The organism is Senimuribacter intestinalis (genome assembly GCF_943192965.1).
Lineage (GTDB): Bacteria > Bacillota > Clostridia > Peptostreptococcales > Anaerovoracaceae > Senimuribacter > Senimuribacter intestinalis.
Genome location: NZ_CALPCF010000002.1, coordinates 136127 through 162562 on the forward strand (window position 1 = coordinate 136127; position 26436 = coordinate 162562).

30 protein-coding genes are annotated in these 26436 nt (G+C 45.4%); 24 read left to right on the top strand and 6 right to left on the bottom strand.

Going from position 1 to position 26436, the window contains the following annotated elements; genetic code table 11:
* Nucleotides 1-8 precede the first annotated feature (8 nt).
* Nucleotides 9-533 carry a Gx transporter family protein gene (locus tag NFR88_RS02605; protein ID WP_251613360.1) on the bottom strand — a complete coding sequence of 175 codons (525 nt, stop codon included), beginning with the start codon at nt 531-533 and terminating at the stop codon, nt 9-11.
* Nucleotides 517-888 carry a NusG domain II-containing protein gene (locus tag NFR88_RS02610; protein WP_160201780.1) on the bottom strand — a complete coding sequence of 124 codons (372 nt, stop codon included), beginning with the start codon at nt 886-888 and terminating at the stop codon, nt 517-519. The genes NFR88_RS02605 and NFR88_RS02610 overlap by 17 nt, the downstream gene beginning before the upstream one ends.
* Nucleotides 889-919: 31 nt before the next feature.
* Between NFR88_RS02610 and NFR88_RS02615 the strand changes: the two genes are divergently transcribed.
* Nucleotides 920-1939: an FAD:protein FMN transferase gene (locus tag NFR88_RS02615; RefSeq protein WP_251613363.1), complete on the top strand. Its 1020-nt coding sequence runs from the start codon at nt 920-922 to the stop codon at nt 1937-1939.
* A gap of 77 nt (nt 1940-2016) precedes the next feature.
* On the top strand, nt 2017-2805 hold the full coding sequence (locus NFR88_RS02620; RefSeq protein WP_251613367.1) for a hypothetical protein: 789 nt from the start codon (nt 2017-2019) through the stop codon (nt 2803-2805).
* A 347-nt stretch (nt 2806-3152) separates the two neighbouring features.
* Here the strand turns inward: NFR88_RS02620 and pdxR are convergent, their stop codons facing one another.
* Entirely contained in the window at nt 3153-4538 is a 1386-nt protein-coding gene (gene pdxR, locus NFR88_RS02625) for a MocR-like pyridoxine biosynthesis transcription factor PdxR (RefSeq protein ID WP_251613370.1), read from the bottom strand.
* A gap of 118 nt (nt 4539-4656) precedes the next feature.
* On the opposite strand from pdxR, the gene NFR88_RS02630 reads away from it, so the two are divergent.
* From NFR88_RS02630 to NFR88_RS02640, 3 genes are all read left to right on the top strand, one after another.
* Nucleotides 4657-5211, top strand: a complete 555-nt coding sequence (locus NFR88_RS02630) for an ECF transporter S component (protein ID WP_251613373.1) — start codon at nt 4657-4659, stop codon at nt 5209-5211.
* A gap of 104 nt (nt 5212-5315) precedes the next feature.
* Nucleotides 5316-5855 carry a DUF2284 domain-containing protein gene (locus tag NFR88_RS02635; protein WP_251613376.1) on the top strand — a complete coding sequence of 180 codons (540 nt, stop codon included), beginning with the start codon at nt 5316-5318 and terminating at the stop codon, nt 5853-5855.
* A gap of 229 nt (nt 5856-6084) precedes the next feature.
* The gene (locus NFR88_RS02640; protein WP_251613379.1) at nt 6085-7770 is read left to right on the top strand and encodes a D-alanyl-D-alanine carboxypeptidase family protein; all 1686 of its coding nucleotides are present in this window, start codon (nt 6085-6087) and stop codon (nt 7768-7770) included.
* Between the two features lie 87 nt (nt 7771-7857).
* On the opposite strand, the gene NFR88_RS15025 is transcribed toward NFR88_RS02640, so the two are convergent.
* The gene (locus NFR88_RS15025) at nt 7858-7986 is read right to left on the bottom strand and encodes a hypothetical protein (RefSeq protein ID WP_275557599.1); all 129 of its coding nucleotides are present in this window, start codon (nt 7984-7986) and stop codon (nt 7858-7860) included.
* Nucleotides 7987-8073: 87 nt separating this feature from the next.
* Here NFR88_RS15025 and NFR88_RS02645 point away from each other — a divergent pair, with 87 nt between their 5' ends.
* The 4 genes from NFR88_RS02645 to trmB are packed head-to-tail and all read left to right on the top strand — an operon-like array spanning nt 8074 to nt 11195.
* Complete coding sequence (locus NFR88_RS02645) at nt 8074-8913, top strand: energy-coupling factor transporter ATPase (protein ID WP_251613382.1); 840 nt, start codon at nt 8074-8076, stop codon at nt 8911-8913.
* A complete protein-coding gene (locus NFR88_RS02650) occupies nt 8898-9755 on the top strand; it encodes an energy-coupling factor transporter ATPase (RefSeq protein WP_251613384.1) in 858 nt (285 codons plus the stop codon). Before NFR88_RS02645 ends, NFR88_RS02650 begins: the two co-directional genes overlap by 16 nt.
* Nucleotides 9752-10549, top strand: a complete 798-nt coding sequence (locus tag NFR88_RS02655) for an energy-coupling factor transporter transmembrane component T family protein (RefSeq protein ID WP_251613387.1) — start codon at nt 9752-9754, stop codon at nt 10547-10549. The genes NFR88_RS02650 and NFR88_RS02655 overlap by 4 nt, the downstream gene beginning before the upstream one ends.
* A gap of 7 nt (nt 10550-10556) precedes the next feature.
* Entirely contained in the window at nt 10557-11195 is a 639-nt protein-coding gene (trmB, locus tag NFR88_RS02660) for a tRNA (guanosine(46)-N7)-methyltransferase TrmB (RefSeq protein WP_160201980.1), read from the top strand.
* A gap of 26 nt (nt 11196-11221) precedes the next feature.
* Here the strand turns inward: trmB and NFR88_RS02665 are convergent, their stop codons facing one another.
* The gene (locus NFR88_RS02665; RefSeq protein WP_160201979.1) at nt 11222-11923 is read right to left on the bottom strand and encodes a M23 family metallopeptidase; all 702 of its coding nucleotides are present in this window, start codon (nt 11921-11923) and stop codon (nt 11222-11224) included.
* 137 nt (nt 11924-12060) lie between these two features.
* Between NFR88_RS02665 and NFR88_RS02670 the strand changes: the two genes are divergently transcribed.
* Together NFR88_RS02670 and NFR88_RS02675 are read left to right on the top strand one after the other, a co-directional pair.
* Nucleotides 12061-12975, top strand: a complete 915-nt coding sequence (locus NFR88_RS02670; RefSeq protein WP_251613390.1) for a pseudouridine-5'-phosphate glycosidase — start codon at nt 12061-12063, stop codon at nt 12973-12975.
* 12 nt (nt 12976-12987) lie between these two features.
* Nucleotides 12988-13737 carry an exodeoxyribonuclease III gene (locus NFR88_RS02675; protein ID WP_160201977.1) on the top strand — a complete coding sequence of 250 codons (750 nt, stop codon included), beginning with the start codon at nt 12988-12990 and terminating at the stop codon, nt 13735-13737.
* 403 nt (nt 13738-14140) lie between these two features.
* Here the strand turns inward: NFR88_RS02675 and NFR88_RS02680 are convergent, their stop codons facing one another.
* Nucleotides 14141-15592 carry an MATE family efflux transporter gene (locus NFR88_RS02680; RefSeq protein ID WP_160201976.1) on the bottom strand — a complete coding sequence of 484 codons (1452 nt, stop codon included), beginning with the start codon at nt 15590-15592 and terminating at the stop codon, nt 14141-14143.
* Nucleotides 15593-15748: 156 nt separating this feature from the next.
* On the opposite strand from NFR88_RS02680, the gene NFR88_RS02685 reads away from it, so the two are divergent.
* The 13 genes from NFR88_RS02685 (at nt 15749) to rplV (ending at nt 26430) form a co-directional block, all read left to right on the top strand.
* Complete coding sequence (locus NFR88_RS02685; RefSeq protein ID WP_251613554.1) at nt 15749-16654, top strand: metallophosphoesterase; 906 nt, start codon at nt 15749-15751, stop codon at nt 16652-16654.
* A 103-nt stretch (nt 16655-16757) separates the two neighbouring features.
* Nucleotides 16758-17300: a YdbC family protein gene (locus NFR88_RS15200; protein WP_465250572.1), complete on the top strand. Its 543-nt coding sequence runs from the start codon at nt 16758-16760 to the stop codon at nt 17298-17300.
* Nucleotides 17301-17387: 87 nt separating this feature from the next.
* Entirely contained in the window at nt 17388-17525 is a 138-nt protein-coding gene (locus NFR88_RS02695; protein WP_160201973.1) for a hypothetical protein, read from the top strand.
* 120 nt (nt 17526-17645) lie between these two features.
* Nucleotides 17646-19310 carry a nucleoside kinase gene (locus NFR88_RS02700; RefSeq protein WP_160201972.1) on the top strand — a complete coding sequence of 555 codons (1665 nt, stop codon included), beginning with the start codon at nt 17646-17648 and terminating at the stop codon, nt 19308-19310.
* A gap of 33 nt (nt 19311-19343) precedes the next feature.
* Nucleotides 19344-20249 carry a carbohydrate kinase family protein gene (locus tag NFR88_RS02705; protein ID WP_251613393.1) on the top strand — a complete coding sequence of 302 codons (906 nt, stop codon included), beginning with the start codon at nt 19344-19346 and terminating at the stop codon, nt 20247-20249.
* A 211-nt stretch (nt 20250-20460) separates the two neighbouring features.
* Nucleotides 20461-22059 (top strand): putative polysaccharide biosynthesis protein, encoded by a 1599-nt coding sequence (locus tag NFR88_RS02710; protein ID WP_160201970.1) that lies wholly within the window; start codon nt 20461-20463, stop codon nt 22057-22059.
* A gap of 693 nt (nt 22060-22752) precedes the next feature.
* Complete coding sequence (gene rpsJ / locus NFR88_RS02715; protein WP_160201969.1) at nt 22753-23064, top strand: 30S ribosomal protein S10; 312 nt, start codon at nt 22753-22755, stop codon at nt 23062-23064.
* 287 nt (nt 23065-23351) lie between these two features.
* Entirely contained in the window at nt 23352-23987 is a 636-nt protein-coding gene (gene rplC, locus NFR88_RS02720) for a 50S ribosomal protein L3 (RefSeq protein WP_160201968.1), read from the top strand.
* A gap of 29 nt (nt 23988-24016) precedes the next feature.
* Complete coding sequence (gene rplD / locus NFR88_RS02725) at nt 24017-24640, top strand: 50S ribosomal protein L4 (RefSeq protein WP_160201967.1); 624 nt, start codon at nt 24017-24019, stop codon at nt 24638-24640.
* Nucleotides 24640-24930 (top strand): 50S ribosomal protein L23, encoded by a 291-nt coding sequence (gene rplW, locus NFR88_RS02730; RefSeq protein ID WP_160201966.1) that lies wholly within the window; start codon nt 24640-24642, stop codon nt 24928-24930. Before rplD ends, rplW begins: the two co-directional genes overlap by 1 nt.
* Nucleotides 24931-24948: 18 nt before the next feature.
* The gene (rplB, locus tag NFR88_RS02735) at nt 24949-25782 is read left to right on the top strand and encodes a 50S ribosomal protein L2 (protein WP_160201965.1); all 834 of its coding nucleotides are present in this window, start codon (nt 24949-24951) and stop codon (nt 25780-25782) included.
* 17 nt (nt 25783-25799) lie between these two features.
* On the top strand, nt 25800-26078 hold the full coding sequence (rpsS, locus tag NFR88_RS02740; RefSeq protein WP_160201964.1) for a 30S ribosomal protein S19: 279 nt from the start codon (nt 25800-25802) through the stop codon (nt 26076-26078).
* 16 nt (nt 26079-26094) lie between these two features.
* A complete protein-coding gene (rplV, locus tag NFR88_RS02745) occupies nt 26095-26430 on the top strand; it encodes a 50S ribosomal protein L22 (protein ID WP_160201963.1) in 336 nt (111 codons plus the stop codon).
* Nucleotides 26431-26436: the final 6 nt, after the last annotated feature.

The following is a 26436-nucleotide window of genomic DNA, read 5'->3' on the forward strand; positions in this document are numbered from 1 at the left end:
ACCTCTTTCTATCTAAATATACTTTTTGGTATTTTGTTGCCGATGACATATGCGACAATGCCCATGAGAATGCCGGTTACAAGCCCACTGAACATCAATATCGGAAAATACAGGAACATGCGCAGATTGGATACGATGGCGGCGGCGACTAAAAGCTGCCCCATGTTGTGCGCCACGCCGCCTGCCATGCTGATGCCGACCATGCTGAACAGTTCGGTCTTTTTCAAAATCCACATGACGAGTAGGGACAAAATGCCGCCAGCCAGTGAGTAAAGCGCACCGAATACGCCGCTAAACAAAAGTCCTGCCAGCAGGATTCGGATCATGTTGATGACAAAGGCGTAGCGAAAATTCAGCTCGTACAGGGCGATGACAATGACTAGATTGGCTAGCCCCAGTTTGACACCGGGGATTCCGATGTTAAAAGGAATTATTGCTTCTACATAGGAAAAAATCAGCGCAAGACAGGCAAACATGGCAGAAAGGGCTAGCGCCTTAGTTCTTCTGGTACGAGTACTAATTTGAGATTGCATCAAGCTCCCCCTCTCCGCCGACGATTTCGACCATGACTTTGTTTGGCAGGCAGACAATGCTCTGATTTGCCATGCGAACCTTGCCGTCTTTGACGCACACCTGGTTGTGGCAGTCGGAATAAGTCATTTGCACCGTGCCGTCTTTTATGGTAATCTTATTAAGATGATTCTTTTGCTGAATCTCTATCGTCTGATTTTCGAAGAGGCTGTAGGTGCCATAGTGCTGTCCGTTCACCGTGACGATGACCTGTTGACCGGCGCCGCCCGATGTGAGGGACCACGCAGAAAGGCCAAGACCTATGAGAAGCAGGCAGAAAAAGAGCACGATATCAGCCTTGTTGATGATTTTGAACATAAAAACTCCAATAAAGTTTGAGGTATATGTAATGAAAAAATTTCTTTCTATTGCGGTCATTGCGATAATGACTGCTTCTGTTATTATAACACAGACTGGCTGTACAGAAAAGCCGGTATCAAAAACAAGTTACTACATGGACACTCTATGTCAGATTACAATTTACGATATGGAAGCTATGGGGCAGGAGAATGCGGAGAATGCCATTAACACAGCTTTTGCATTATGTGTGGAGTACGAGTCGCTGATCAGTGCGACCATTGAGGGCAGTGATATTTACAAGGTAAATCATGCGGGCGGCAAGGCTGTTGCATGCGACCTGCGAACTGTTTCTTTGCTGAAAAAGGCATTGTATTATGGCGATCTTTCAGGCGGAAAGTTTGATATCACCATCGGAAAAGCAGCTGCTTTGTGGGATTTTCATGAGTCGGAGCCGAAGGTGCCTTCTACGGCGGCAGTGGAGGAAGCTATGCAGGGTGTTGACTACCGGGCGGTGAAGATTGACGGAAATGATGTGACGCTGGAAAATCCTAAGGCAGAGATTACCTTAGGCGGCATAGGAAAGGGCTATGTGGCTGACCGTGCGGCGGAGTGTCTGGAAGAATTGGGCGTTACCAGCGCCGTCGTCAACTTTGGCGGCAATATTATCGTAATTGGCGATAAGGGCGGCGATGCCTTTAAAATTGGTATTGAAAAGCCGTTTTCTGATAGTGGAGAAATTGTCGGCTATGTGGAAGCTGCAAATAAAACGGTGGTAACTTCCGGCATTTACGAGCGCGGATTTGAAGCAGCGGACGGAACTTATTACCATCATATATTGGATGTGGAAACCGGATGGCCGGTGAATAACGATGTCGTTAGTGTAAGTCTCGTGGGTGATAAAGGAACCTCTGCCGACTGTGATGCTATGGCGACTATATGCCTCATGTTGGGCGTGGAAGAGGGTGTCGACTTTATTGAGGGTATTGACGGTGTGGAAGCGCTTTTTGTGGACAAGGACGGCGTACTGACGAAGACCAGCGGATTTATAGGGTTCGCGGAAGAAAAATAGCAAAAAATGTAAAATAAGGAAAAACTTTCTTGAAATCTCGCCTCGATTATGTCACAATAAAGATGGAGGTGATTAGAGTGAGTTTTTCTTTTTTGATTGAAAATGAGTTGAAACAGCAGAAGCAGCAGCTATATCAAAGTAAGCAGTTTTTAAATAGAGCGCCGGACGGATTTTTGAAAATGAGAGAGAGGAAAGTCGATGCGGTGTTTTATCGCAAATATAGGACTGAAAATGGATATCTTGAGGAAAATATCTCAAAGAATCCGCAGATAGTGAGGTGCCTTTTGGATAAAAGAATCCAGCAGGAGGTAAATCGGCGAGCAGAAAAAAATATTATTCTGCTGGAAGATTTGCAGGAGAGCTATCAAAGCACAGAACAAAAGGATATTTTGCATGGCTTATCGCCGGCTTATCAAAGAGCATTCTGCAGATTTACGGCGAAGAAACTGCAGGACTGGGCGAGTGCTGACTATCCAAAGTGCGAGTATGAACCGCAGCACCTGGTTCACGAAACTTTAAGCGGAATTTTCGTGCGTTCTAAGTCGGAAGTCATTATTGCAAATACATTGTTCTATTACCACATTCCATTTCGATATGAGGAACGTTTGTCATTTACAGGGCAGTATTTCTATCCGGATTTTCGCATCAAATTGCCATTAGGCGGCTATAAAATCTGGGAGCATCTAGGGCTTTTAAGTAAAATGACATATTGCGAAAACACTGCAAATAAGCTGTACACTTATCAGATGAATGGTTTTGTAATCGGCAAGGATTTAATTTTGACACAGGATGATAACAAGGGCAGTTGTAACAGCGCTTGGATTGATGAAGTCGTCAGAACACAACTTTTGCCCCATTTTCTTTAAATAGATGGCCAATGGTGCGGATTTGAAGTTGGCTGCTTCTAAAGGTGCACCATTTTTGCTTTTTATCGGGCGTATGGTGCGTCGAGCATAACCTACAAGGCAGAATTGTATGCATGATAATGGATATAATGGAAATAAAAGGGGAATAATGGAAGCTGAATTAAGATGACTTTCAACATAGCGCTTATTGAACTAGCTGTTGACGGTCAAATTCGCACCATTGACTCGATTTTGAAAGGAAATGGTGCAAGAATAGAAGCGTCGAGATGAAAAATTGCACCATAGCCTTAAAATTTAAAGAAAATGGTGCAGGTTTCGCAGCTATTTAGCAAAATCGAAGCGATACATCAGCAGCTTTTCCACAATGTGATCATAGCCGCAATGCTGGATTCCATTTCGCCGAGTGGAATCTGATTATAATAAAAGATGAGGGCGGCGGTATCTTGGTCAGTCAGGCTGGCAGCCGGCTGTACATTGAGTCCGATGGAGCGAGCCATTTCAGAAAGGATCGCAGGGGATTTTTTTGTGCGGACTTTTAAGATGATGTTGATTCCTGAGTTGGTATTGGTCGGTGTGACGAAGCCGACGCCAAAACACGCAAAAGCAGTAAGTGCGATCTGTAGTTTTTGACCGTAAAGCTTGCGCAATTTTTTGATATTGGTGTAGTAAAGCCCATCTTCCATAAAGAGGGCGAGGGTTAGCTGCTCTGTTTTGGAACAGGTCTGGGTGTAGTCGGTTTTAATGGTGTTGAAAATTTCCATCATTGATTCCGGCAGCACCATGTAGCTGATTTTGACTGCGGGAAATAAAGTGGACGAAAAAGAGCCCAGGTAGACAACCCTGCCGCTGTCGTCAAGACCCTGTAGCGCCGGCACAGGTTTTCCGAAGTAACGCAGTTCGCTGTCGTAATCGTCCTCTAATATAAAACTGTGATTTTCTTTTGCCCACTCTAAAAGCCGGTAGCGTCTGCCCACCGGCATAACGGAGCCTGTAGGGAACTGATTAGAGGGGCTGACGTAGACTGCCGAAGGAATATTGGTCGGCAGTTTTTCTATATGGATTCCGTCGTCTGATACAGGAATTTTCGTAATACTAAAACCGTGGTCGCGGAAAATGTTTTGCACTGGAAGATAACCGGGATCCTCGGTTGCGATATGGTCTACGCTGATTTTGCGCAGAATCCGGCAAAGGTGACTGGTCAGTTGCTGGGTACCCGCGCCTATGACAATCTGCTCCGGGTTTGCGATAACACCGCGAGAGTTATAGATGTACTTTGAAATCTCAAAGCGCAAGGCGCCTTCTCCCTGCGGGTCGCTTTCAAAGAGCAGCAGACGGGAGTAGTCGTTAAGCACACGGGCCATGCATTTTTTCCATTTTCCAAAGTCAAAGCAGGACAAATCTTGTTTGTAAGGGGATTCCTGTACCGCATAAGAGGAGAGGTCAAGACCAGTCTCTGGGGTTAGTCCTCTGTCTGAACTGCCGCCAGCCACATTGGCAACATAGTAGCCGGACTGCGGCTTGCTGATGATGTAGCCTTCTACCAAAAGCTGGTTGTACGCCTGCTCGGTGGTGGTAATGCTGATGGACAAATCTGCAGAAAGTCTGCGGAGTGAAGGCAGTTTCTCTCCGGCGGTCATATTGCCGCAGGTAATTTCACTTTTTATGTGTCTGTACAACTGTATGTATAAAGGCGTTTTAGAACTGTTTTTGAATTCTATTGTAATTGGCTTCATTTCGCAAAAACCTCCAAAGTGTATATATAAAAATAATATATTCTGACTGTTTCTTTAAGAACACTTTAGTGCTATTATAATACTGACAGAGAGAAAGTCAATAGAAACAGGTGAAATTATGATTAGAAATGAAAATAGAAATCAAATAGCGACAATGGTAATGACGGCCTTGATGATGTGCCTTGTGATGATTGCGACCATGTTTATCAAAGTGCCGATTCCGTTTACCCAGGGGTACGTTCATTTGGGGGACTCCATGATTTTTCTGGCCGTTTTGATTCTTGGCAAAAAAAGCGGTGCACTGGCAGCAGGCGCCGGCTCGGCTTTGGGTGACATCATCGGCGGTTATGCTTTTTGGGCGCCGTGGACGCTGCTGATTAAGCTGGTTATGGCATGGATTTTGGGAAGTTTTGTGGAGAGAATGGAAAAGTCAGGGAAAAACCAGCAAGAGGGTAGAATTTCTGTGGGGGAAGTTATCGGAATGGTCATCGCAGGCCTTGAAATGACAGCAGGCTATTATGTGACCGAAGCTGTCATGTATGGAAATTTCATTGCGCCGCTTTCGGGTGTGCCGTGGAATATCGGACAGTTTGCAGTAGGCATGGTTATCGCCTGCATATTGGCAAGCGCCCTTTGCAAAACACCGGCGAAAAAATTCTTTGCTTATAAATAAATTGCGACCGACAGAGGAATCTTCAGCGGGGAAGATTCCTTTTTTCTTGGGCGGGATTGTGGTATAATTACCGCAGTGGAAACATATTTGAATGAGGTACAATTATGACAGAACAGGAAATTTTACGGATTGCTAAAGAGGCAGGTATTGAAAACAGCGCATTTATGGACGCGAAGGATTTGGTCTTTGAATTTGAATTTCGTAAATACTGCGAGATGAACCAATGCGGTAATTTTGGGAAAAATTATGGCTGTCCGCCGGATTGCGGTACCCCTGCCGAAATGAAGGACAAGGTGATGAAATACAGCCGTGCCTTGGTTTTGCAGACCATTCAGCCGGTAGGAGACATCACCGATTCCGCAGAGACCGGTTCGCTGAAGAAAAGACATAACGCAAAAATCAGAATTTTTATCAATGAACTTGAGGCGAAGGGCATTAAAGGTATGGCAATTATGGCAGGACCATGCAGCGCTTGCAGCCCTTGTGCAAAGGTGAGCGGTGAGCCATGTAGATTTCCGGAGAAGAGAGCTTCCTGCCTTTCTGCTTACGGAATCAATGTGGCAGAATTATGTAAAACCTGCGGACTTTCCTGGGATCATGGGAAGGATAAGGTGGGGTTCTTTGGCATTTATATGATGGATTAGAAAGCAGGACTTTGAAAAACATAGAATTTTAATATTAAAGTACACAGCGGACGCATGTTCTAAAATTCGGATTCTTTAAACGGAATTTCGGACGAAAAGATGAGGGGAAAGCAGCAGAAAAAATCCGAATCTCCTAAAATAAAAGAGTTTTCAGAATAACCTTTTTCTGGCACAACATTTGCATGTCCTTTCTAGTGTGAGATATCACAAAAGAAAAGGAGATGATCAAATGAAGAAAAAGCTAATCAGTGTAATCCTGGTTTTATCTGTCGTCATGACGATGTGTTTTGGCGCGATGGGAACCGTCTATGCAGGAGATCAGATGCAGAGAGTCAATCTGGCAGTCAGCGTAGATGGAAATGGACCTGTGACCGTAAAAGCGTACAATGCGTCCTATGCGTATAACATGTATGTTTCTGTCAAAGATCTATGCAGTGCTTTGAGTGGAAGTGAGAAGCAGATGAATTTTAAATACGATGAAGAAAGTGGCAAGTACATCTTCACCACGGGAAAAGCTTATGAAGCTGTCGGTGGAGAGAATGCAGCATTTGATGTAACATATAGCCAGAATCCAAAAGAAGGGCAGGACGATATTAGCCTGAGCACGCCGGGGATGACAACGCCGACCAACATGGAGATCGACGGAAAGCCTTATGGCTACAGCGTGTATAAAGCTGGAGACGATATCTACATGAAAATTTTAGATCTGGGATTTGCCTTTGGTCTGGAAACTAAGCTGACTGGGAAAAATGCACTGTCAGTGAATACGAAGAAGAACTTCAGCATCGACATCGATCAGCTTGACAAAAATGGTTATTTCAGTTTTCTGCACGGTGCGATTGTCGGCAACGCTGACACGGGAGAAATCCTTTACGCAAGTAACGAAAATGTACAGACCCAGCTGGCGTCCACTACAAAATTGATGACTTATCTGCTGGTGCAGGAAGCAATTGACAAAGGTAAAATTTCACTGGATACGAAAGTAAAAATTTCTGAAGCAGTGATGGAGGAAGCAAACTCCGAAGACAGCACCGGTATTTGCAGAAATAATTTTGAACTTGGAAAAGAAGTTTCTGTTCGTGATCTTTTGGCAGGATTCTTGTTGCCGTCTGCTAATGAGTGTGGAACTGCGCTGGCTGAAGCTGTCAGCGGATCCGAAGAGGCATTTGTAAAACTGATGAACAAAAGAGCAAAAGCACTGGGGCTTTCCTCAGCTGTATTTTACAATGTACATGGTCTTCCAAACTATGACAGCAGCGCAGTAACTGCAAAGCGTCAGAATTCCATGAGTGCAAAAGATATGTTCAAACTGGCATCCTATTTGCTGAAGAACTATCAGAAGGAACTGACTGCATTTACAGGACAGACACAAATTGAACTTCCAACCTTTGGAGAAGGTGTTGTTGCAACTTCAACTTATGGAACGCTGATTTACAATCTGGGTGCAATCGGACTGAAAACCGGAACAACCAACAGATCCGGTGCAAACATGGTTACTGCAGTGCCTGTGACAATCGAGGGTAAAACTCAGAATATTGTTTCTGTAATTTTCGGGGCAGAAGGCACAGCTGAGCGTTACGAAAAGAGTACCATGCTGATTGAATATGCAAAACAGTACTATGCTGCAAAAGATGCGGTGAAAGCAGTCAAGGTTAAAGTTTCTACAAAGACTGGAACCAGCGGAATTACGATTTCCTGGAAAAAGACAGGAAGCGCAGTAGATGGCTATCAGGTATACAGAGCAACGAAAAAGAACGGAACTTATAAGAAAATCGTTACAACAAAGAAACTCTCTGCGCTCAACAAGAGCACAACAAAGGGAAAAACTTACTATTACAAAGTAAGAGGCTACAAGAAAATTGACGGTCACACAGTATATACACCATGGTCTGACAAAGTAGCACAGAAACGGTAAGCTAGCAATAATAAATACACCAATTGAAAAAAGACGGTAATCTGGAAGCAGGTTACCGTCTTTTTCTAGGGACTTCTTTTTGTGAAATTAGTCCCTCTTCACATCATAAGCAATCAAAGCCACTTGGCAACCGCACTGGTCAGAGAGCTTTCTTTCAGCGTCATCGATGATTTTCATCTCACTTGGAGAAATCGCCGCAAACTTGTTGAATTCCATACTTTATCACCTCCTAATTATAGTATGGCAAATTTTTTGTAATTGTGGTAAAATAAATTGTTAAACAATAATTACCAAGAGGCGTATATGGAAAATATCATTCGCATTGAGAATTTAATCTTTGAATATATGACGGGAGAGGGTGACGAAAAGGTCCGCGCTATTGACGATGTGTCGCTTTCTATCGAGCGGGGCAGTTTTACTGCGATTATCGGCAGAAACGGCTCCGGCAAGTCGACATTGGCAAAGAACCTGAACGGACTTCTTCTTCCAAGCGGCGGCAGGATTTTCGTAAGAGGTTGGGATACCAGCGATGACAACCACATCTGGGATGTGCGGCAGAGCGCCGGGATGGTCTTTCAGAATCCTGACAACCAGCTGGTTTCCTCCATCGTTGAGGATGATGTGGCCTTTGGACCTGAGAATCTGGGCATAGACCCTGTCGAAATCCGAAGACGGGTGGATGATGCGTTGACAGCAGTCAATATGGGAAAATATAAGAAAAAATCTCCCCATATGCTTTCCGGAGGACAAAAACAGAGAATTGCTATTGCCGGAGTAGTAGCGATGAAACCAGAATGCATCATTTTCGATGAGCCGACTGCTATGCTGGATCCAAAAGGCAGAGAAGAAATCATGGAGATTATCAGACAGCTCCACGATGAGGGTATTACTGTAGTGCTGATTACCCACTTTATGGACGAAGCGGTGCAGGCTGACCGAATCATTATTATGGATAGAGGACATGTGCTGCTTGACGGCACGCCGGAGGAAGTCTTTGCACAGGAAGAAACGATTAGAGAGGCGAGTCTGGATTTGCCTCTTGCGGTGGAACTTGCCCAGAGGCTGAGAAAACGCGGAATCAAAATTCCAAAGGAAATCATTACCGCTGAAGGATTGGTGGAATTCATATGTCAATACAAGTAAGAAATTTATCCCATATTTATTCCAAAGGTATGCCTGACGAGCAGAAGGCGCTGGACAATATTAACTTTAACATATACGACGGCGAAATTGTCGGTGTCATCGGACATACCGGCTCCGGAAAATCGACCCTGCTGCAGCACCTCAACGGACTTTTGAAAGCGGACAGCGGCTCCATCGAAATTGACGGCGTCGATATTACAAAGCCCGGCGTCAGCATGCGGGACATCCGAAGAAAGGTTGGGCTGGTGTTCCAGTATCCAGAGTATCAGCTTTTTGAAGAAACCGTAGCGCTGGATGTGGCATTTGGACCGAAGAATCTGGGGCTTTCCCCGGAGGAAATTGACAGCAGAGTTAAGGAAGGACTGGAGCTTGTGGGGCTTTCCTACGAGGACATCAAAGATCGATCCCCCTTTGAGCTTTCCGGCGGGCAGAAACGGCGGGTAGCTATTGCAGGCGTTATCGCCATGAAGCCCCATGTGCTGATTTTGGATGAGCCTACTGCGGGACTTGATCCGGGGGCGCACAAGGATATACTTTCTATGATTGAGCAGGTGCATGAATCGCAGAACAATATCATTCTTTTCGTTTCCCACAATATGGCGGACGTGGCAGCGCTGTCGGACAAAGTGCTGGTCATGGACGAAGGAAAGCTGGTCATGGCGGGTACACCGAAGGAAATTTTCGCGCAGAGAGACAGGCTGGCTGGAATCGGACTTTCTGTACCGCCGGTGACGGAACTGATGTGCCAGCTCAAAGAAAAGGGCATTCCTGTGGAAGAAAACATTCTGAGCCTCAAGGAGGCGACAGAATCAATATATGAGTATTTGCAGAGGAAATCATGATTAGAGATATTACGCTTGGACAGTATTACGGGGTGGAATCCCCCATTCATAGATTAGACCCGAGAATCAAAATTATTGCGACGATTTTGTTTATCGTAGAATTGTTTTTGGTGGACAGCTTTGTCGGGTTTGCGGTCAGTATTGCAGCGCTGGGCACCGTGGTGGCGGTCAGCAAAGTACCTCTTTCCTTTATTATGCGCGGACTGAAGCCGATACTTTTGATTATCATTTTTACCTTTTGCCTCAATATCTTCATGACAAGCGGTGATGCGCTGTGGCAGTGGGGCTTTTTGAAAATCACCAAAGAAGGTCTTTATATGGCGGCATTTATGGCGCTGCGTCTGGTCCTTTTGATTATCGGCTCATCCCTTTTGACTTTGACGACAAAGCCAATCAGTCTAACTGACGGTATAGAGCGGCTTTTAGGACCTCTTTCGCATGTCGGCGTGCCCGCTCATGAAATTGCGATGATGATGTCTATTGCACTCCGTTTTATTCCGACGCTTCTTGAAGAAACGGATAAGATTATGAAAGCCCAGCAGGCGCGGGGGGCGGATTTTGAGAGCGGCAATATTTTGAACAGAGCAAAGGCGCTGATTCCAATCTTAGTACCGCTGTTTATCAGCGCATTTCGCATTGCGCAGGATTTAGCAATGGCCATGGAAGCAAGGTGTTATCGAGGCGGTAAAGGCAGAACGCGCATGCATGCCATGAAGATGCAGGGCAGAGATTATACTGCGATGGTTTTGATGGCGCTGTTTCTGGCAGCCATTGTTTTGATGAAGATTTATTAGAGGATATATGAGACAGAGAAAGATTAAAGATATTGACAATAAACTGGCAGCTTATGGGGCGTTTACGGTACCAATCCCAGCTGCGAATAAGGGAAAATGGCAGGAAATTTTTGGAAACCATAACCCCATCTATCTGGAAATTGGCTGTGGCAAAGGTCAGTTTATCACAGAAATGGCGAAGAAGTATCCGGACAGAAACTTCGTGGCAATCGAGGGACACCAAAGTGTGGTACTTAGAGCCTTTGAAAAAGCGGACGCAGATCAAATCGCCAATGTACGATTTGTTTTGGAATATGTAAAAGACATTAGAGAATTCTTTGCGGATGGAGAACTTGCGGGGGTGTATCTGAATTTCAGTGACCCGTGGCCGAAGGATCGCCATGCAAAGAGGCGGCTTACCTACGGAAAAAGGCTGCAGCAGTATCGGCAGATTATTTGTGCCGGTGGCAGCATTTGTTTCAAAACAGACAACGAAGGGTTGTTTACATTTACCCTGGAACAGATTGAAGAGGAAAATCTGGAAATTTTAGAGATGAGCAGAGATCTTCACGCTTCGGAGTTTGCGGCAGAAAATATTACCACTGAATACGAAGATAAATTCGCAAAGACGGGGAAAAATATCAACTATGTAAAGATAAGAGCCTGAGATGGCTCTTTTTTTTTCGACTGCGATTAGTTAGAAATGACTTTGGTCGGATCGCAGACTTTTCCGTTTTTCAAAAGCTCAAAGTGCAGATGAGCTTTGTCCATGGATTCGTACAGCGCAGATTTGCCGATGTTGCTGATGACCTGCCCCTTCTTTACGGTATCGCCTTTCTCGCATAGCTTGTCTGTTGCCAGATTGCAGTAGCGGGAAATGTAACCGCCCTGATGGGTGATTTCGATGGTAATGCCATAGGCGTCGTCGGTGTAAACCTCCGTGATGGTGCCGTCAGCCACAGCTTTTACGCCGGAACCCTGCGGCGCCTCAAAATCAAGGCCGGGGTGGGTCATGTACTGGTCTAAGGTCAGGTTGTAGATCACCATATCCATGGAGTATTCCTTGGAAATTTTTGCTGTTGACATGTCAATAGGACTAGCAAAAGATGTTTTCTTCTTTGTCTGTTTCTGGCTGTCAACTGTTGGAATGTTGGAAGCAGTTTCTTCCGAATTTTCATTTTCATCGAGTGCTTCTTCCGTTGGGGAATCAGTCTGCTCATCTAGTTGTGGTTTTGTCGGTGTTTCTGTCGCTGTCGGCACATCACCTGCACTTTTTGCAATCTTGTCTATGCTGGACTTTATGGTGAAAATCGAGACGAGAGCGATGAGACAGAAACAAAGCATTAAAACCGCAGCAACTTTGTCTTTTCCTTTTTTCTTTTCTGCTTGGCGCATGTTCTTCACCTCCTGCATTTAGTATCACCACTTCCGGCAGGATTCATACTAATATTAACTTGTAAAAAAAGGGAGAAGCGTCTATAATTTAAAATAGGAAAAAATTCTTGTGATAATATAATAAACAGGGGGTTTTAATGAACAAGTATTTAGATATTGCGCCAGAGGTAAGAGAGGCGCTGGAAAGTAACAGACCAGTGGTTGCGCTGGAATCTACCATCATTTCTCACGGCATGCCGTATCCGAAGAATGTAGAGACGGCTCTTGCTGTGGAGCAGATTATTAGAGATAATGGTGCAGTACCTGCAACGATTGCCATTCTCGGTGGCAGACTCAAGTGCGGTCTTTCTAAAGACGAAATCGAATATTTGGGTAAGAAAGGCGCTGAAATTGTAAAGACTTCAAGAAGAGACGTGCCTGTAGTGCTGTCCCAAAAGATTGACGGAGCGACGACCGTGGCAACGACTATGATGATTGCCAACATGGCAGACGTTAAAATTTTTGCAACCGGTGGAATCGGCGGGGTGCATAGAGGCGCAGAAACTACCATGGATATTTCAGCAGACCTGGAGGAACTGGCTAACACCCCAGTTATGGTAGTTTGTGCTGGAGCAAAGGCGATTTTGGATTTGGGTTTGACCTTGGAATATCTGGAGACCAAAGGCGTTCCTGTTATCGGCTACGGGACGGAAGAACTGCCGGCATTCTATACCCGAAAGAGCGGATTTGCCGTAGATTATAGACTGGATACGCCGCTAGCGGTTGCGGAAGCCTTTGATGCACAGCGAAAATGCGGACTGCATACGGGCATGTTGGTTGCTAACCCGATTCCGGAAGAGTTTTCCATGGATGCAGATACGATTAACCGCGCTATTGACGAGGCGATTGCAGAGGCCGCTGAAAAGAATATCAGCGGCAAAGAGACGACACCGTTCCTGCTGGCGAAGGTAAAGGAAATTACAGGCGGAGAAAGCCTTGAGGCGAATATTCAGCTTGTTTACAACAATGCAAAGGTTGCAGCCCAGATTGCTTGTGCTCTTTGCACATTATAAAGGAGCAAAGAGATGAAACTAATTTCGTGGAATGTTAATGGGCTGAGGGCATGTCTCGGCAAGGGATTCGTAGAATCTATGACGGCGCTTACGCCGGATTTTATCTGCATTCAGGAGACGAAGATGCAGGAAGGGCAGGCGGAAGTAGATCTGCCCGATTATCTGGAATTTTTCAGCAGCGCTGAAAAGAAGGGCTATTCCGGCACGGCTATTTTTGCAAAGGAAGCGCCGCAGTCTGTGCAGATTAATTTCGGTAAGCATACTGATGAGGGTAGGGCTGTGATTTTGGAATATGAGAAGTTCTTTTTGGTCAATGTTTATGTGCCCAATGCGCAGGATCAGCTGAAGCGAATCGACTACCGTATGGAGTGGGAAGATGATTTCAGGGCGTTTGTGCTGGAACTGGATGAGAAGAAGCCGGTCATCATCTGCGGCGATATGAATGTTGCTAAGGAGGAAATTGACCTGAAGAATCCAAAGACTAATCGGGGCAACGCCGGATTTTCCGACCAGGAGCGGGACAAAATGCGCAAACTGCAGGCGGCAGGTTTTGTGGACACGTTCCGTTATCTATATCCCGATTTGGAAGGCGTGTACAGCTGGTGGTCCTACCGTTTCAACGCTCGCAAGAACAACGCGGGGTGGAGAATCGACTATTTTCTCGTCAGTGAGCGCATTGCAGACAAAATTGTGGATGCAAAGATTCATACGGACATCTTTGGTAGCGACCACTGCCCAGTGGAGCTGGAAATAGAGCTGTAGAGGATACAGTTTGAAAGGAATTGACGTACGGAAATAGGAAAAAATTAAGGCATAGCCTTTAGTGGGATTTTGAACCACCGCTGGGGCTGTGCCTTTTGTGTTGCTTTATGTTTTTTGATAGGTGGTTGTGCAGGAATAGAAGGTAACTACCCGATTTGCACAACTTTAAGGGCTTTGGTTATCATACAGTTGTGCAGATTTTATGATGCAGCATTCATTTGCAAAACTTTTACCCTTTTTTCCTTCTATAGTTGTGCAATTTACGAGAGATTAGCATGTTCTGCACCACTTCAAGGTATTTGACTGGCATAAAGTTGTGCAAAGGGATGAATTCAAGCAAGTATTTGCATAACTTTGAACTTATTGTTTTGCGATGGGTTGTGCAAATCGATGGCGATTATGGTTAGTCTGCACAACTTTCACTTTCATTCTGATTTTCGCCCTGCTCGCCGGTCAGGTTCTGCAGCCAGACGCCCTTTTTGACCAAGACGAATCCGATGGCGCATTTGATCAAATCCAGCGAATGGTCGATCAGGAAGACCAGCACCACAGGCAGGCTGGTAAAGCGAACCATGATGGTGACCGCAGGAATGGTGCAGACCCACAGGAACATACTGTCAAAGAGGAAGGTGATGATGGTTTTTCCGCCGGAACGCAGGGTGAAGTAGGACGCGTTGATAAATCCCAACAGCGGCGCGGACAGTCCTTGAATCTGGATGAACCGCATGGCGATATGCTGGATTTCCGGGGCAGTATTATAGAGCTGCGGAAACAGAGGAGCGATGAGGATGAGAAGAATTCCTGTAATCACGCTGCAGAACATGGAAAAGGCGATGAGCTGATTGTCTTCCTCCCGGGCTTTTTCCAGTTCTCCCGCCCCAAGCAGTTGCCCCACGATGATGCCAACAGAGCCGCCCAGAGAAGCGAAGACTACGTTGGTAACATTACTCAAGGTATTGGCGATGTTTTCTGCGGCTATGACGTCAAGCCCCAGCATGGAATAGCACTGCGCCAGGAAAGCCAGCGCCAGTGACCAGAGTAGTTCGTTGAAAAACAGCGGCGTAGCGACGCGCAGCAGCTGTTTGACAAGTCTTGCTGGCACATGGAGACTGCGGTAGAGATCTTTGATGAAAGGAAGTTGCTCCGTATGTTGATGTGTCCATACTACGATAATAGCAAGCTCGACAAAGCGCGAGAGGACAGTGGCGATAGCAGCCCCTTCTACACCCAGAGCAGGCGCACCAAATTTTCCAAAAATCAAAATGTAATTGAAGACCAGGTCAACAAGGACAGCAACGATACCGCTGATCATCGGCACGATAGTTTGCCCGGTTTCGCGGAGTGTACTGGAATAAACCTGAGACAGGGCGCTGGGCAGCATGCCAATCAGCATAATTAAAAGATAGTTTCTGCCATAGGTTAACGTGGCAGCAAGATCGCCATGGCTTTCTCCCTGATGGAGAAACGCTTCGATTAGCGTGCCGCCGAAGGGAATTAGAATTAATGCGGCAAGTAGGGTCAGAATCACACCGCAGAGTATTTTAAAACGCATGGTATGACGCAGCCCGTCGTTATTTTTGCTGCCGAAAAACTGGGCGCCCAGAATACCGGCACCTGCCACAGCACCAAACACTGCCATGTTAAAGACCAGCGTCAGCTGGTTGGCGATGGAAACGCCGGACATCTGCTCTGTACCCACCTGTCCTACCATGATATTATCCAGCATATTGACAAAGTTGGTAATGCCGTTCTGTAGCATAATCGGGACGGCAATAAGAAGCACTTTCTTATAAAACGCTCTGTCCCCGATGAGCTTCAGACGTTTCGGATGATTGTTCTGTTGTAACTGCTGCATACTTTTGCCCTCCTTGTTTGTAATACGTGAATACCAGTATATCATAAAGCATGTGGATTGTATACAAGGGATTTGCTGTGTATTATGTGCGGATGTTGCGGCAAAATCTATTTTCTTGTATAATGCTGTTTATAAGGAAAAAAGGATTTGATTCAGATGATTGTGATGACAGTGTTGCTTTTGCTTCTCGGAGGCTTTCTTTGGTGGAGCAGAAAGAGCATAAAAACAACGAGATATTTTTACTGGAACAAGGCGCTGCCTTCTGCCCTTGACGGACTTCGGATTGTACATCTGTCGGACTTACAGAGTGAGTATTTCGGCAAAGCACAGAGACGGATTTTAGAAAAAACAAGGGCTGCTTCGCCGGATTTGATTGTGTTTACAGGGGATTTGACAGATCGAAATCATACGGACTATCAGGCGGGAATCACATTGATGGAGGGACTTGTGAAGATTGCGCCGGTTTACTATGTTGATGGAAATCACGAGCTGGCGCTGCCCGTAGAGGAAATATCGCAGATGTACGATGTGTTAGAAGGAATGGGAGTTGTCCTGCTCAGGGACAGAGCGACAACCTTTACAAAAAGTGGTGCGCCGCAGATGCGGCTTTTAGGGCTGTCAGAGGAAACGATTTATCGTGCGAAGATTAGCGGCGGCGCTTTACGTGAAGGAGAAAAGTGCAGTAGAGAGAAGGTTTCTGATACGGAAATTGATAGGCAGCTGGTGCGGGAGTGTATTGCGGCGCTTCTGACAGATGCGGGGGAAGGTGAGAATGCTTTTACATTATTGCTGGTTCATGAGCCGCAGTTTTTGGAAGTGTATGCTGTACCTGGTATCAATCTGATTTTTGCAGGGCATGCGCACGGCGGACAGATTCGACTGCCTTTCACACAGGGACTGTTTGCGCCTGGGCAGGGAATTTTACCGAAGCTGACAAGTGGTATGCATCAATCGGGGAATAGTACTATGGTAATCAGCAGGGGACTGGGCAACAGTACCTTCCCGTTCAGAGTGTTCAATAGACCAGAGATTGTGGTAATCCAAATCGAACCGCAGCAATAGTAGTATTTGATTTTCTAAGCTTGTGTGTAAGGGAAAATAAAATGCTGATAAAGAAGTTGACAGTAAATGTAAAAAATGGTAGTATATACATGGGCGAACTGGCATGGAAAGAGAGATGGAAATGTCAGAGAAAAATATCACATTTGAAATTAAAGAACATTTAGGAGTTATCACCAGATTTGAGAGCGGATGGAATCGTGAGCTGAATATCATCAGTTGGAATGGCGCTGCCGCTAAATATGATCTTCGCGATTGGGATCCTCATCATGAACGCATGCGTAAGGGCATTACCCTTCATGCTGCAGAAATGCGAAAGCTGGTGGATTTGTATCTGAACAATAACACGAGAAAGGCAGTGGAAGAAGGCAGAAGGCTTGAGAAACAGCGCAGAGATCGTCAGCGAGAACAGTTTGAGCAGAGTGCCGAGGCCAGAGGTGCGATTGCAGAGGCTGTTGATGCCGAAAGCTATGAAGCAGCACTTCCGCCTGAACCGGAAGTCGCAGAAGGTGAGGATTTGTCATGCGCATCTCAGAAACCGTGTCAGTGTTCAGCTGAAGAGGTGGAGGAGTCTAGAGCTGATACTGAGACAGAGCAAGAGTCTGTGGATTTGACGCCTGTGCAGGTCAGCGATGCAACTCCGTTTTAAGCTAGCAGATTGTGTCGATTTTTCATGAACCAATGACAAGCAGACCACATAATATATAGCAAACGACTAAAACAGGAGGTATGTATTATGTCATGTTTTAATAATAGAAGAGGTATGGACGACAGTCTGTTATTCTTTTTCTTATTACTGGTTCTGCTGTTCTGCAATCCGGGCGCTTTCGGATGTGGCAGCTGCGGCGACACATGCGAACCTACATGTTGCTAATTTCAGCAGATGAGAGAGGGAGAAATCCCTCTCTTTGTGTTTTTGCTTTTACATAAAAGGCGAGTGTGATATAATAACCTCAGAAGGATTGCGGTACTGCCGCAAGGAAGGAGATTAAATATGAAGGTTTATCTTAGAACAGTTCCAAGGGGTCCGTGGGAAATGTTGGAACTGGAACAGGGAATTACAATAGAGGAAATTTATCGAAGCTATGAGAAGGACTTGCCTTATACGATTATAGCGGCGAAGGTAGACAATAAATTTGAGGATCTGACTTATGCGCTGGATACAGAATGCCGTGTGGAACTTTTGGATATAAGGACGCAGGCTGCTAATCTGATTTATCAGTACAGCTTGTCTTTAATCTATCTGAAAGCCGTGTCAGATTGTCTGGGCAATGTGCGTGTTGAAATACAGAACTCTTTAAATAAAGGAGTCTATACAGAAATTAAGACAGCAGAAGTTGTGACTGAGGCGCAGGTTGCGCAGATCGAAAAGCGAATGCGGGAAATCGTAGATGCCGATATGCCTTTTGTGAAAGAGGTTGTCTCCAGAGAAAAAGCCATGGAGATTTTTGAAAGAGAAGGGCGCAGAGACAAACAGAAGATTATGGGTGCTTCTCTTAATTTAAAGGACGTAAAGTTCTACTCCCTCGGCAATGTCAGAGATTTTTTCTATGGGCTGATGGCGCCGTCTACAGGATATATTCAGTTCTTTCAGCTGATGAAATATCGCCGCGGCGTGTTGCTGCGTTTTCCGCACCCATCGAATCCGGGAGAGATTCCGCCTTATGTGGATGAAACGAAGATGTATCAGGCATTTGGAGAACAAACCAGATGGGACAAACTGCTGGGCGTCAACTACGTGGCGGATTTGAATGAGAAAATTGAAAATGGTCAGTACAGAGAGCTGATTCAGCTTTCTGAGGCGCTGCACGAGAAGAAAATTGCAGAGATTGCCGATATGATAAAACAGCAGAATAAACGGATTGTTCTCATTGCCGGACCGTCTTCATCAGGCAAGACCACTTTTGCGCGCAGACTCTGCATTCAGCTGAAGGTGAATGGTCTGGATCCGATTTATATGGGAACTGACGACTATTTTGTTGAGCGGGAGCAGACGCCGCTCGATGAGCACGGCGAGAGGGATTATGAAAATTTACAGGCGCTGGATATTGAATTGTTCAACAGCAATATGAATGACCTGCTGGCAGGCGAAAAGGTGGATTTGCCGACTTTCAACTTTATGACTGGACATAAAGAATACGGGAGAAGAATTACATCGATCAAGGCAAATCAGCCTATCGTCATTGAAGGCATCCATGCGCTCAACGAAGAGTTGACTGCCTATATTCCGAAGGAAGAAAAGTTTAAGGTTTATATCAGTCCGCTGACGCAGCTTAATATCGATGCACATAACAGAATCCCAACGACTGATGAACGAATGCTGCGGCGTATGGTGCGCGATAATCTGTATAGAGGACACAACGCGCAGAGCACTATTGCAAGTTGGCCAAAGGTCCGTGCGGGTGAGGACAAAAATATTTTCCCGTACAGCGGAGAAGCGGATGTGCTGTTTAATTCGTACCATGTTTATGAGATTGCAGTTCTAAAGAAATATGCAGAGCCGCTGTTGAAGGAAATAAGTCCCCAGGAAGCAGAATATGCAGATGCAGTGCGCATGCTGAAATTCCTGCGTTTCTTTAAAACCATAGAGGATGACAGTATCATCGTCAACAACTCAATTATCAGAGAGTTTATCGGCGGAAGTATTTTTACGGATTGATAAGAGGTATACCAGAAAGGATGCAGCAAGAAAATGGCAGAGATAACTGTAGTCGGAGGAATCAATATTGATATTGAGGGGATTCCCTATCAGCCTCTTCGCACGGCGGATTCCAATCCAGGGATTGTGAATCAGTCCTTTGGAGGCGTAGGACGAAATATCGTAGAGAATATCGCAAGAATGGGCGGCGATGCAGCCATGCTTTCTTTGACAGGTGATGACTTTATGGGAGAAAGTGCTAGAAAACAGCTTGAAAGTCTGGGTGTGGGTACAGATCATATTTACCATATTCAGGGTGAAAGTACGGGGGTGTATTTGTCTATTCTCAATCATAGAAATGATATGGAACTTGCCATTTGCAACATGGATATTTTGGAGCGGATTACACCGGCATTTCTGGAAGATAAGATGGAGTTTTTGAATCGCTCGAAAATCGTTGGTGTGGATTGCAATCTACAGAGGGAGAGTTTGGACTACATCACGGAGCATGCCAGAGTACCTCTGTTTCTGGATCCGGTATCTGCTTCAAAGGCGGAACGGGTAAAGCCGATTATCGGAGCTTTTCACACCATAAAACCCAATCGCATTGAGGCAGAACTGTTAAGCGGTATTAAGATCACTGATGAGATTTCTCTGTCAAGAGCAGGAGAATGGTTTTGCAGACAGGGTGTAAAAAGGGTCTTTATCAGTCTTGGCGAAAAGGGTGCTTATTACAGAGAAGGCGCTTGCGAGGGGATCGCAGCGACAAAGTCGGTGAGGGTATTAAGCGCCACTGGAGCCGGCGATGCTTTTTCTGCAGCGATTTTGCTGGGGCATGTGAAAGGCATGTCAGCCAGAGAAGCGGCGCAGATGGGCATCGCCTGTGCATCTATTGCTATGGAAGCGAAGACGGCAGTAAATCCGGAGATATCTATGGAAAAAGTATACGACAGAATATAGAATAGAAGCACCGGGTGAGTGACCGGTATGTACACATACAAAGGCTCGCTTTCGGGCAAAAGTGGAATATTATTAAAAAGATAGGACGGGGTTCGCTGAATTTGAGAATCACGTCCTTTTTCTTTTGTTATCTTTCTATAAAATATCAGTTCAAATAAATGGTCTATTCTGATATACTAAATAGAAAGCTATAAAAGGGTTGGGAGAAAACATGGATGGAAAGAGAGATTTTATAAGAGGCGCAGTGATTTTGAGCATATCAGGAATTTTAGTGAAACTGCTGGGAGCAGCGCTTAGAATTCCTATTGCCAACAAGCTGGGCGAGGGTATGGCATACTATAATGTAGCATATACGATATATGCCATTTTTTTAGTGCTGGCAACGGCGGGGATACCGGTTGCAGTTTCGCGCATGGTGTCGGAGCGCACTGCGGTAGGGAATCGGTCTGGCGCAAGGAAAGTCTTTCTTACAGCGCTGAAATTGATGGCGGTAATCGGAGCAGCCGCTTTTGCCATTTGTTTTTTCGGAGCAGATTTAATCGCCTTTGTAATTGATATTCCCGGCTCTCAAAATTCTCTGAGGGCCATAGCGCCAGCGCTGTGTATCGTACCGCTGCTTGCTGCCTTTCGGGGATATTTTCAGGGACAGCAGGATATGCGCCCTACAGCGGTTTCAGAAGTTTTCGAGCAGGTGGTGCGAGTAGCCGCAGGACTTGGACTGGGATTTTATTTATATGATGAGGGCTTGGATATCGCCGCTGCTGGCGCTACTTTTGGCGCTGTCGCGGGGGCCATGGCAGGCATGTGCGTAATAGGTGCGATTTACTGGAGACGATGTAGACAATTTGGAAAAGCTCCCGAACGCCTTACAGGCGAAGCCGGTTTAAGGTCGGAATCGACTGTAGAAATTCTGAAGAAAATTGCCTGGATTGCAGTACCTATCGTAATCGGGGCAGAAATCATGCCTTTGATGTCAGCCATTGATACGACACTGGTGGTTTCAAGGTTAAAAGATACAGGTTGGGAAGCGAGTGAGGCGTTGAACTTGTATAATCAGTATGGTGCTTATTGCGATACACTGATTTCACTGCCCCAGACTTTTACGCAGGCAATTGCGGTGAGCCTGGTGCCCTCCATTGCAGCATTTTTTTGGCAGGGAAGAAAAGATAAGGTGCAGGAAAACATCCGAATTAGTATGCGTATGACTATGCTTTTAGCGTGTCCTTGCGCTGTAGGTCTTTTTGTTCTTGCCAAACCAATTCTTCTTTTGCTGTATTTTAATCAGAGAGAAAATGCGCTGCAGGCTGTGCCGACTCTGCAGGTTATGACCATCGGCGTGATACTCCTTGCCATCGTGCAGACCACAACTGGAGCGCTGCAGTCCGTAGGTAAACAGATGAAACCGGTGCGCAATATGGCTGTCGGCGCTGTGCTGAAAACGGTGCTGACCTATGTGCTGGTGGGTATTCCCACTATTCATGTGAGGGGAGCTGCTTTGGGAACAAGTGGCGCATATTTGATTGCACTGATTTTAAACTTGCATGAAATAAAAAAGGAAACTGGTGTACACTTTCCCTTTGTGCAAACCTTTGTAAAGCCTATGCTGGCAGCTATGATTATGGGTCTGTGCGCGTATGGCTCCTATAATATAGTCTTCGCATGGGCGGGAAACGCTTTGGGCGTTTTATGCAGTATCCTACTCAGCATGGCGGCATACAGTGTTTTGGTTCTGCGCATGAAAGCTGTAAGTCCGGCAGAGCTGCGGGCGCTACCGGGAGGTGAGTTTTTGATGCGGATTTTCAGGGTTTAAGTCGATGGCGCAGTGCAGTCATCGGATATACATGCAGAGAATCTCGAATTAGGAATGTAAAAATCTCCACCATTTTAAGGCAAATGTAAGGCAATGTTGCGTTTCTGCGCTTGTGTAGTCTTGATGCTGCACCATATAACGCTGAATCAAGGGTCATGGTGCGGATGCCGCTTTTTCACTTGGAAAAAGTCCACCTTCCAGGGTGTTTTTAGGGAAAATAGTGCAGCACAGGTAAAATGAATTCTAAGATGGTTGTTGTCATAATAGAAACGCCAGGATCAGTGTATAATGATATGGGGTTTAAGCAGTTGAAATCACTGTGTCATATCATGAAAAAACTTCAAAAATCGTGAAAAGTTTTTTTAAAAAAGGGTTGCAATCTTTACCAACCTCATATATAATTAAAAGGCTTGCTTAAGGCGATGAAGTAGGAAGTTGCGGAGCTATCCGGTAATTTCTACAGAGAATTGTCCCCACCAGATGGGGGCGAAGGTGTTCGCCGACTTTTGCTTTGTGCGAAAAATAAAGAAACGCACGGAGCCGTGTGCAAAGTAAGCAATTCCACCGCACACGTTACAGAAGTGGGCATTTGACTGGGTTCTGCGCAGATTCGCGAGGCACAGAACATCTGGTCAGAAAAGAACCCCTGTACAAGCATAGCGAAAACAGTACAAAAAATTTTAGGAGGAAAAAATGAGCGAATTACAGAAAATCAGAATTAAGCTTAAGGCCTATGACCATGCGTTATTAGACCAGTCCGCAGCGAAGATCGTGGAAACTGCCAAGAAAACTGGCGCAGACGTTTCCGGACCGATTCCGCTTCCGACAGAGAAAGAAATCGTGACAATCCTGAGAGCTGTTCACAAATATAAGGACAGCAGAGAGCAGTTCGAACAGAGAACACACAAGAGATTGATCGATATCACCAATGCTACACTGCAGACTACAGACGCTTTAACTAAGCTGGATTTACCTGCTGGCGTAGACATCGAAATCAAGCTGTAGTCAGCTAAGGTGTAATAGTAAAGTTACGCAGGATTTTTTCGGGAGTGCAAGGCGTGTGAGTTTCGAGAAACGGAGCGCACTTAAGTGCGTGAGTATCGCAGAGAAGGAGCAGCAACGCAGCAATGCCGGAAAAAGACAAGTAAAGTAAGGGACCTTCCCTTAGTAAGATTGCATGAGAGGGAAAAGCTGCCAAAGGCTCACCTGTGAGAGCCCAGGCGCAAGATGCGGCGCCGCTGCGGCAAGTTGCACACCAGAGCAATCCAATGTAAGTGAAAAGGAGAAACAATATGAAAGCTATTTTAGGCAAGAAAATCGGTATGACCCAGATTTTCGCAGAAACAGGAGAAGTAATTCCTGTAACAGTTATCGAAGCTGGTCCTGAAGTTGTAACACAGGTTAAGACAGTAGAAACTGACGGTTACAACGCAGTACAGGTTGCATTCGAAGATCAGAAAGCACACAGAGTGAACAAACCTATGACAGGTCACTTTGCAAAGAGCGGTGCTCCTCTGAAGAAACATCTGACTGAATTCAGAGTAGAAGAAGGCGAAACTTACGAATTAGGACAGGTTATCACTGTTGCTGATTTCGAAGAAGGAAGCAAACTGGACATCACCGGTACTTCCAAAGGTAAAGGCACACAGGGTAACATCAAGAGACACGGACATCACAGAGGTCCGATGACCCACGGTTCTAAGCACAAGAGATTAGCCGGCGCACTGGCTGCTGGTACTTATCCTTCCAGAGTATTCAAGGGTAATGCCGGACCTGGTAGAATGGGACGCGAAACTGTTACCGTTCAGAACGTAGTTTTAGTAAAAGTTGACACTGACAGAAACCTGATGCTGGTTAAGGGCGCAGTACCTGGCGGCAAAGGAAGTCTGGTAAAAGTCCAGTACGCTGTCAAAGGTCAGGACAAATAGAATAGACTTCAGAAAGGAGGAAGCATAAAATGGCAAAAGTAACAATGCTTAACATGGCCGGAACTGAAGCCGGAACAATTGAGCTTAAAGACGAAATCTTTGGTATCGAACCAAATGCTAACGCTGTTCACGCAGTTGTTGTAAATTATCTGGCAAACCAGAGACAGGGCACACAGTCCGCAAAGACTAGAGGCGAAGTCAGAGGAGGCGGCAGAAAGCCTTTCAGACAGAAAGGTACCGGTCGTCACAGACAGGGTTCCACAACTGACCCTTCACAGGTAGGAGGCGGTATCGCTTTCGCACCGAAGCCAAGAGATTACAGCTATAAAGTACCTAAGAAGTTAAAGAGACTGGCACTGAAGTCCGCTCTTTCCGCAAAGGTATTAGATAAAGAAATCATCGTACTCGATGAACTGAAATTTGATGCTCCTAAGACTAAGGAAATGGTTAAGGTTTTAGAGAATGTCAAAGCTGCAAGAAAGGCACTGATCATCACTGCCGAAAAAGACGAAAACGTTGTTAGATCCGCAGCAAACATCCCTGGCGTAAAAACTGCCCAGGTAGGAACCATGAACGTTTACGAAATCGTAAACCACACAAGCTTCATCGTAACAAAGGAAGCAATCGAAAAAATTGAGGAGGTGTACTTATAATGAGAAGCGCATACGACGTAATTATCAAGCCGGTTATCTCCGAACAGAGTATGGACCAGGCACAGGAAAAGAAGTACACATTCAAAGTTGCAACAGACGCTAACAAGACCCAGGTAAAACTGGCTGTTGAAGAAATCTTTGGTGTTGAAGTTAAAAAAGTCAACATTATGAACTATGACGGAAAATTAAAGAGAATGGGAAGAACCATGGGAAGAAGAGCTGCTTACAAGAAGGCGATTGTAACCTTGACAGAAGCCAGCAAAGAAATCGAGTTCTTCCAGGGTCTGTAATATAGGAGGTAACTACGAATGGGAATTAAAAAATATAAACCAACGACTCCTGGACAGAGAGGTATGACCGTTTCTACTTTCGAAGAAATCACAGCGAAAACTCCTGAGAAATCTTTGACAGTAACTCTGAAAAAACATGCAGGAAGAAACGTTAGAGGTAAGATTACCGTTAGACACAGAGGTGGCGGTACAAGACCAAAATACAGAATCATCGACTTCAAGAGAAGAAAAGACGATATTCCGGGAACTGTTAAGACAATCGAATACGATCCAAACAGAAGCGCAAACATCGCTTTAATCGTATACGCAGACGGTGAAAAGAGATATATCATCGCACCTGAAAAATTAAAGGTAGGCGATGTAATCTATTCCGGTCCTGAAGCTGATATCAAGGTTGGAAACGCACTTCCAATCGCTAACATTCCAGTTGGTACAATGATTCACAACATCGAACTGAAGCCTGGCAAAGGTGGTCAGATGGCAAGATCAGCAGGTAATGCCGCGCAGCTGATGGCAAAAGAAGACAAATATGCGCAGGTAAGACTGCCTTCCGGAGAAGTTAGAAAAGTTCTGATTCAGTGCAGAGCAACCATCGGTGAAGTTGGAAATGCAGATCATTCCAACATCCAGATTGGTAAAGCAGGAAGAAAAAGACACATGGGTATCAGACCTACCGTTAGAGGTTCTGTTATGAACCCGAACGATCACCCACACGGCGGTGGTGAAGGTAGAGCGCCTATCGGACGTAAAGGTCCTGTTACTCCTTGGGGTAAACCTGCTCTTGGCTATAAGACCAGAAAGAAGAACAAAGCTTCTAATCAGTATATCGTAAAGAGAAGAAATGAGAAATAAGGAAGGAGCATAGATAAATGAGTAGATCACTTAAAAAAGGTCCTTTCGTAGACGTGAAGCTTCTGAAAGCTATCGAAGCAATGAACGAAGCGAACGAAAAGAAAGTTATCAAGACTTGGTCTAGACCATCTACAATCTTCCCACAGATGGTGGGTCACACAATTGCAGTCCATGATGGAAGAAAACATGTGCCTGTATATGTTACAGAAGACATGGTAGGACATAAGCTTGGAGAATTTGCTCCAACCAGAACTTACAGAGGTCATGCTGCAGATAAGTCATCAAAGGTTAGATAAGAAAAGGAGATAAGAAATGGAAGCAAAAGCAGTTGCAAAATACGTAAGAATGTCTCCTATCAAGCTGAAACCGGTAACTGATCTGGTTAGAGGCAAAGACTTAGCGGAGGCATTAACAATCCTGAAATTCACACCGGGTAAAGGTGCTGAAATCGTTGAAAAAGTTGTTCAGTCAGCAGCAGCAAACGCTGAAAACAATTTCGATATGAATCCGGACAATTTATACGTTGCTGAGGTATATGCTCATCAGGGCCCTACAATGAAGAGATGGAGAGCCGGTTCACAAGGTAGAGCATCAATCATTCTGAAGAGATCAAGCCACGTTGGCGTGACTCTGAAGGAAAGAGACTAAGATAGG

Coding starts and splice junctions, on each gene's coding strand:
- NFR88_RS02605 (WP_251613360.1), bottom strand. CDS start 533: ATGCAATCTCAAATTAGTACTCGTACCAGAAGAACTAAGGCGCTAGCC.
- NFR88_RS02610 (WP_160201780.1), bottom strand. CDS start 888: ATGTTCAAAATCATCAACAAGGCTGATATCGTGCTCTTTTTCTGCCTG.
- NFR88_RS02615 (WP_251613363.1), top strand. CDS start 920: ATGAAAAAATTTCTTTCTATTGCGGTCATTGCGATAATGACTGCTTCT.
- pdxR (WP_251613370.1), bottom strand. CDS start 4,538: ATGAAGCCAATTACAATAGAATTCAAAAACAGTTCTAAAACGCCTTTA.
- NFR88_RS02630 (WP_251613373.1), top strand. CDS start 4,657: ATGATTAGAAATGAAAATAGAAATCAAATAGCGACAATGGTAATGACG.
- NFR88_RS02635 (WP_251613376.1), top strand. CDS start 5,316: ATGACAGAACAGGAAATTTTACGGATTGCTAAAGAGGCAGGTATTGAA.
- NFR88_RS02640 (WP_251613379.1), top strand. CDS start 6,085: ATGAAGAAAAAGCTAATCAGTGTAATCCTGGTTTTATCTGTCGTCATG.
- NFR88_RS15025 (WP_275557599.1), bottom strand. CDS start 7,986: ATGGAATTCAACAAGTTTGCGGCGATTTCTCCAAGTGAGATGAAAATC.
- NFR88_RS02645 (WP_251613382.1), top strand. CDS start 8,074: ATGGAAAATATCATTCGCATTGAGAATTTAATCTTTGAATATATGACG.
- NFR88_RS02650 (WP_251613384.1), top strand. CDS start 8,898: ATGTCAATACAAGTAAGAAATTTATCCCATATTTATTCCAAAGGTATG.
- NFR88_RS02655 (WP_251613387.1), top strand. CDS start 9,752: ATGATTAGAGATATTACGCTTGGACAGTATTACGGGGTGGAATCCCCC.
- trmB (WP_160201980.1), top strand. CDS start 10,557: ATGAGACAGAGAAAGATTAAAGATATTGACAATAAACTGGCAGCTTAT.
- NFR88_RS02665 (WP_160201979.1), bottom strand. CDS start 11,923: ATGCGCCAAGCAGAAAAGAAAAAAGGAAAAGACAAAGTTGCTGCGGTT.
- NFR88_RS02670 (WP_251613390.1), top strand. CDS start 12,061: ATGAACAAGTATTTAGATATTGCGCCAGAGGTAAGAGAGGCGCTGGAA.
- NFR88_RS02675 (WP_160201977.1), top strand. CDS start 12,988: ATGAAACTAATTTCGTGGAATGTTAATGGGCTGAGGGCATGTCTCGGC.
- NFR88_RS02680 (WP_160201976.1), bottom strand. CDS start 15,592: ATGCAGCAGTTACAACAGAACAATCATCCGAAACGTCTGAAGCTCATC.
- NFR88_RS02685 (WP_251613554.1), top strand. CDS start 15,749: ATGATTGTGATGACAGTGTTGCTTTTGCTTCTCGGAGGCTTTCTTTGG.
- NFR88_RS15200 (WP_465250572.1), top strand. CDS start 16,758: ATGGAAAGAGAGATGGAAATGTCAGAGAAAAATATCACATTTGAAATT.
- NFR88_RS02695 (WP_160201973.1), top strand. CDS start 17,388: ATGTCATGTTTTAATAATAGAAGAGGTATGGACGACAGTCTGTTATTC.
- NFR88_RS02700 (WP_160201972.1), top strand. CDS start 17,646: ATGAAGGTTTATCTTAGAACAGTTCCAAGGGGTCCGTGGGAAATGTTG.
- NFR88_RS02705 (WP_251613393.1), top strand. CDS start 19,344: ATGGCAGAGATAACTGTAGTCGGAGGAATCAATATTGATATTGAGGGG.
- NFR88_RS02710 (WP_160201970.1), top strand. CDS start 20,461: ATGGATGGAAAGAGAGATTTTATAAGAGGCGCAGTGATTTTGAGCATA.
- rpsJ (WP_160201969.1), top strand. CDS start 22,753: ATGAGCGAATTACAGAAAATCAGAATTAAGCTTAAGGCCTATGACCAT.
- rplC (WP_160201968.1), top strand. CDS start 23,352: ATGAAAGCTATTTTAGGCAAGAAAATCGGTATGACCCAGATTTTCGCA.
- rplD (WP_160201967.1), top strand. CDS start 24,017: ATGGCAAAAGTAACAATGCTTAACATGGCCGGAACTGAAGCCGGAACA.
- rplW (WP_160201966.1), top strand. CDS start 24,640: ATGAGAAGCGCATACGACGTAATTATCAAGCCGGTTATCTCCGAACAG.
- rplB (WP_160201965.1), top strand. CDS start 24,949: ATGGGAATTAAAAAATATAAACCAACGACTCCTGGACAGAGAGGTATG.
- rpsS (WP_160201964.1), top strand. CDS start 25,800: ATGAGTAGATCACTTAAAAAAGGTCCTTTCGTAGACGTGAAGCTTCTG.
- rplV (WP_160201963.1), top strand. CDS start 26,095: ATGGAAGCAAAAGCAGTTGCAAAATACGTAAGAATGTCTCCTATCAAG.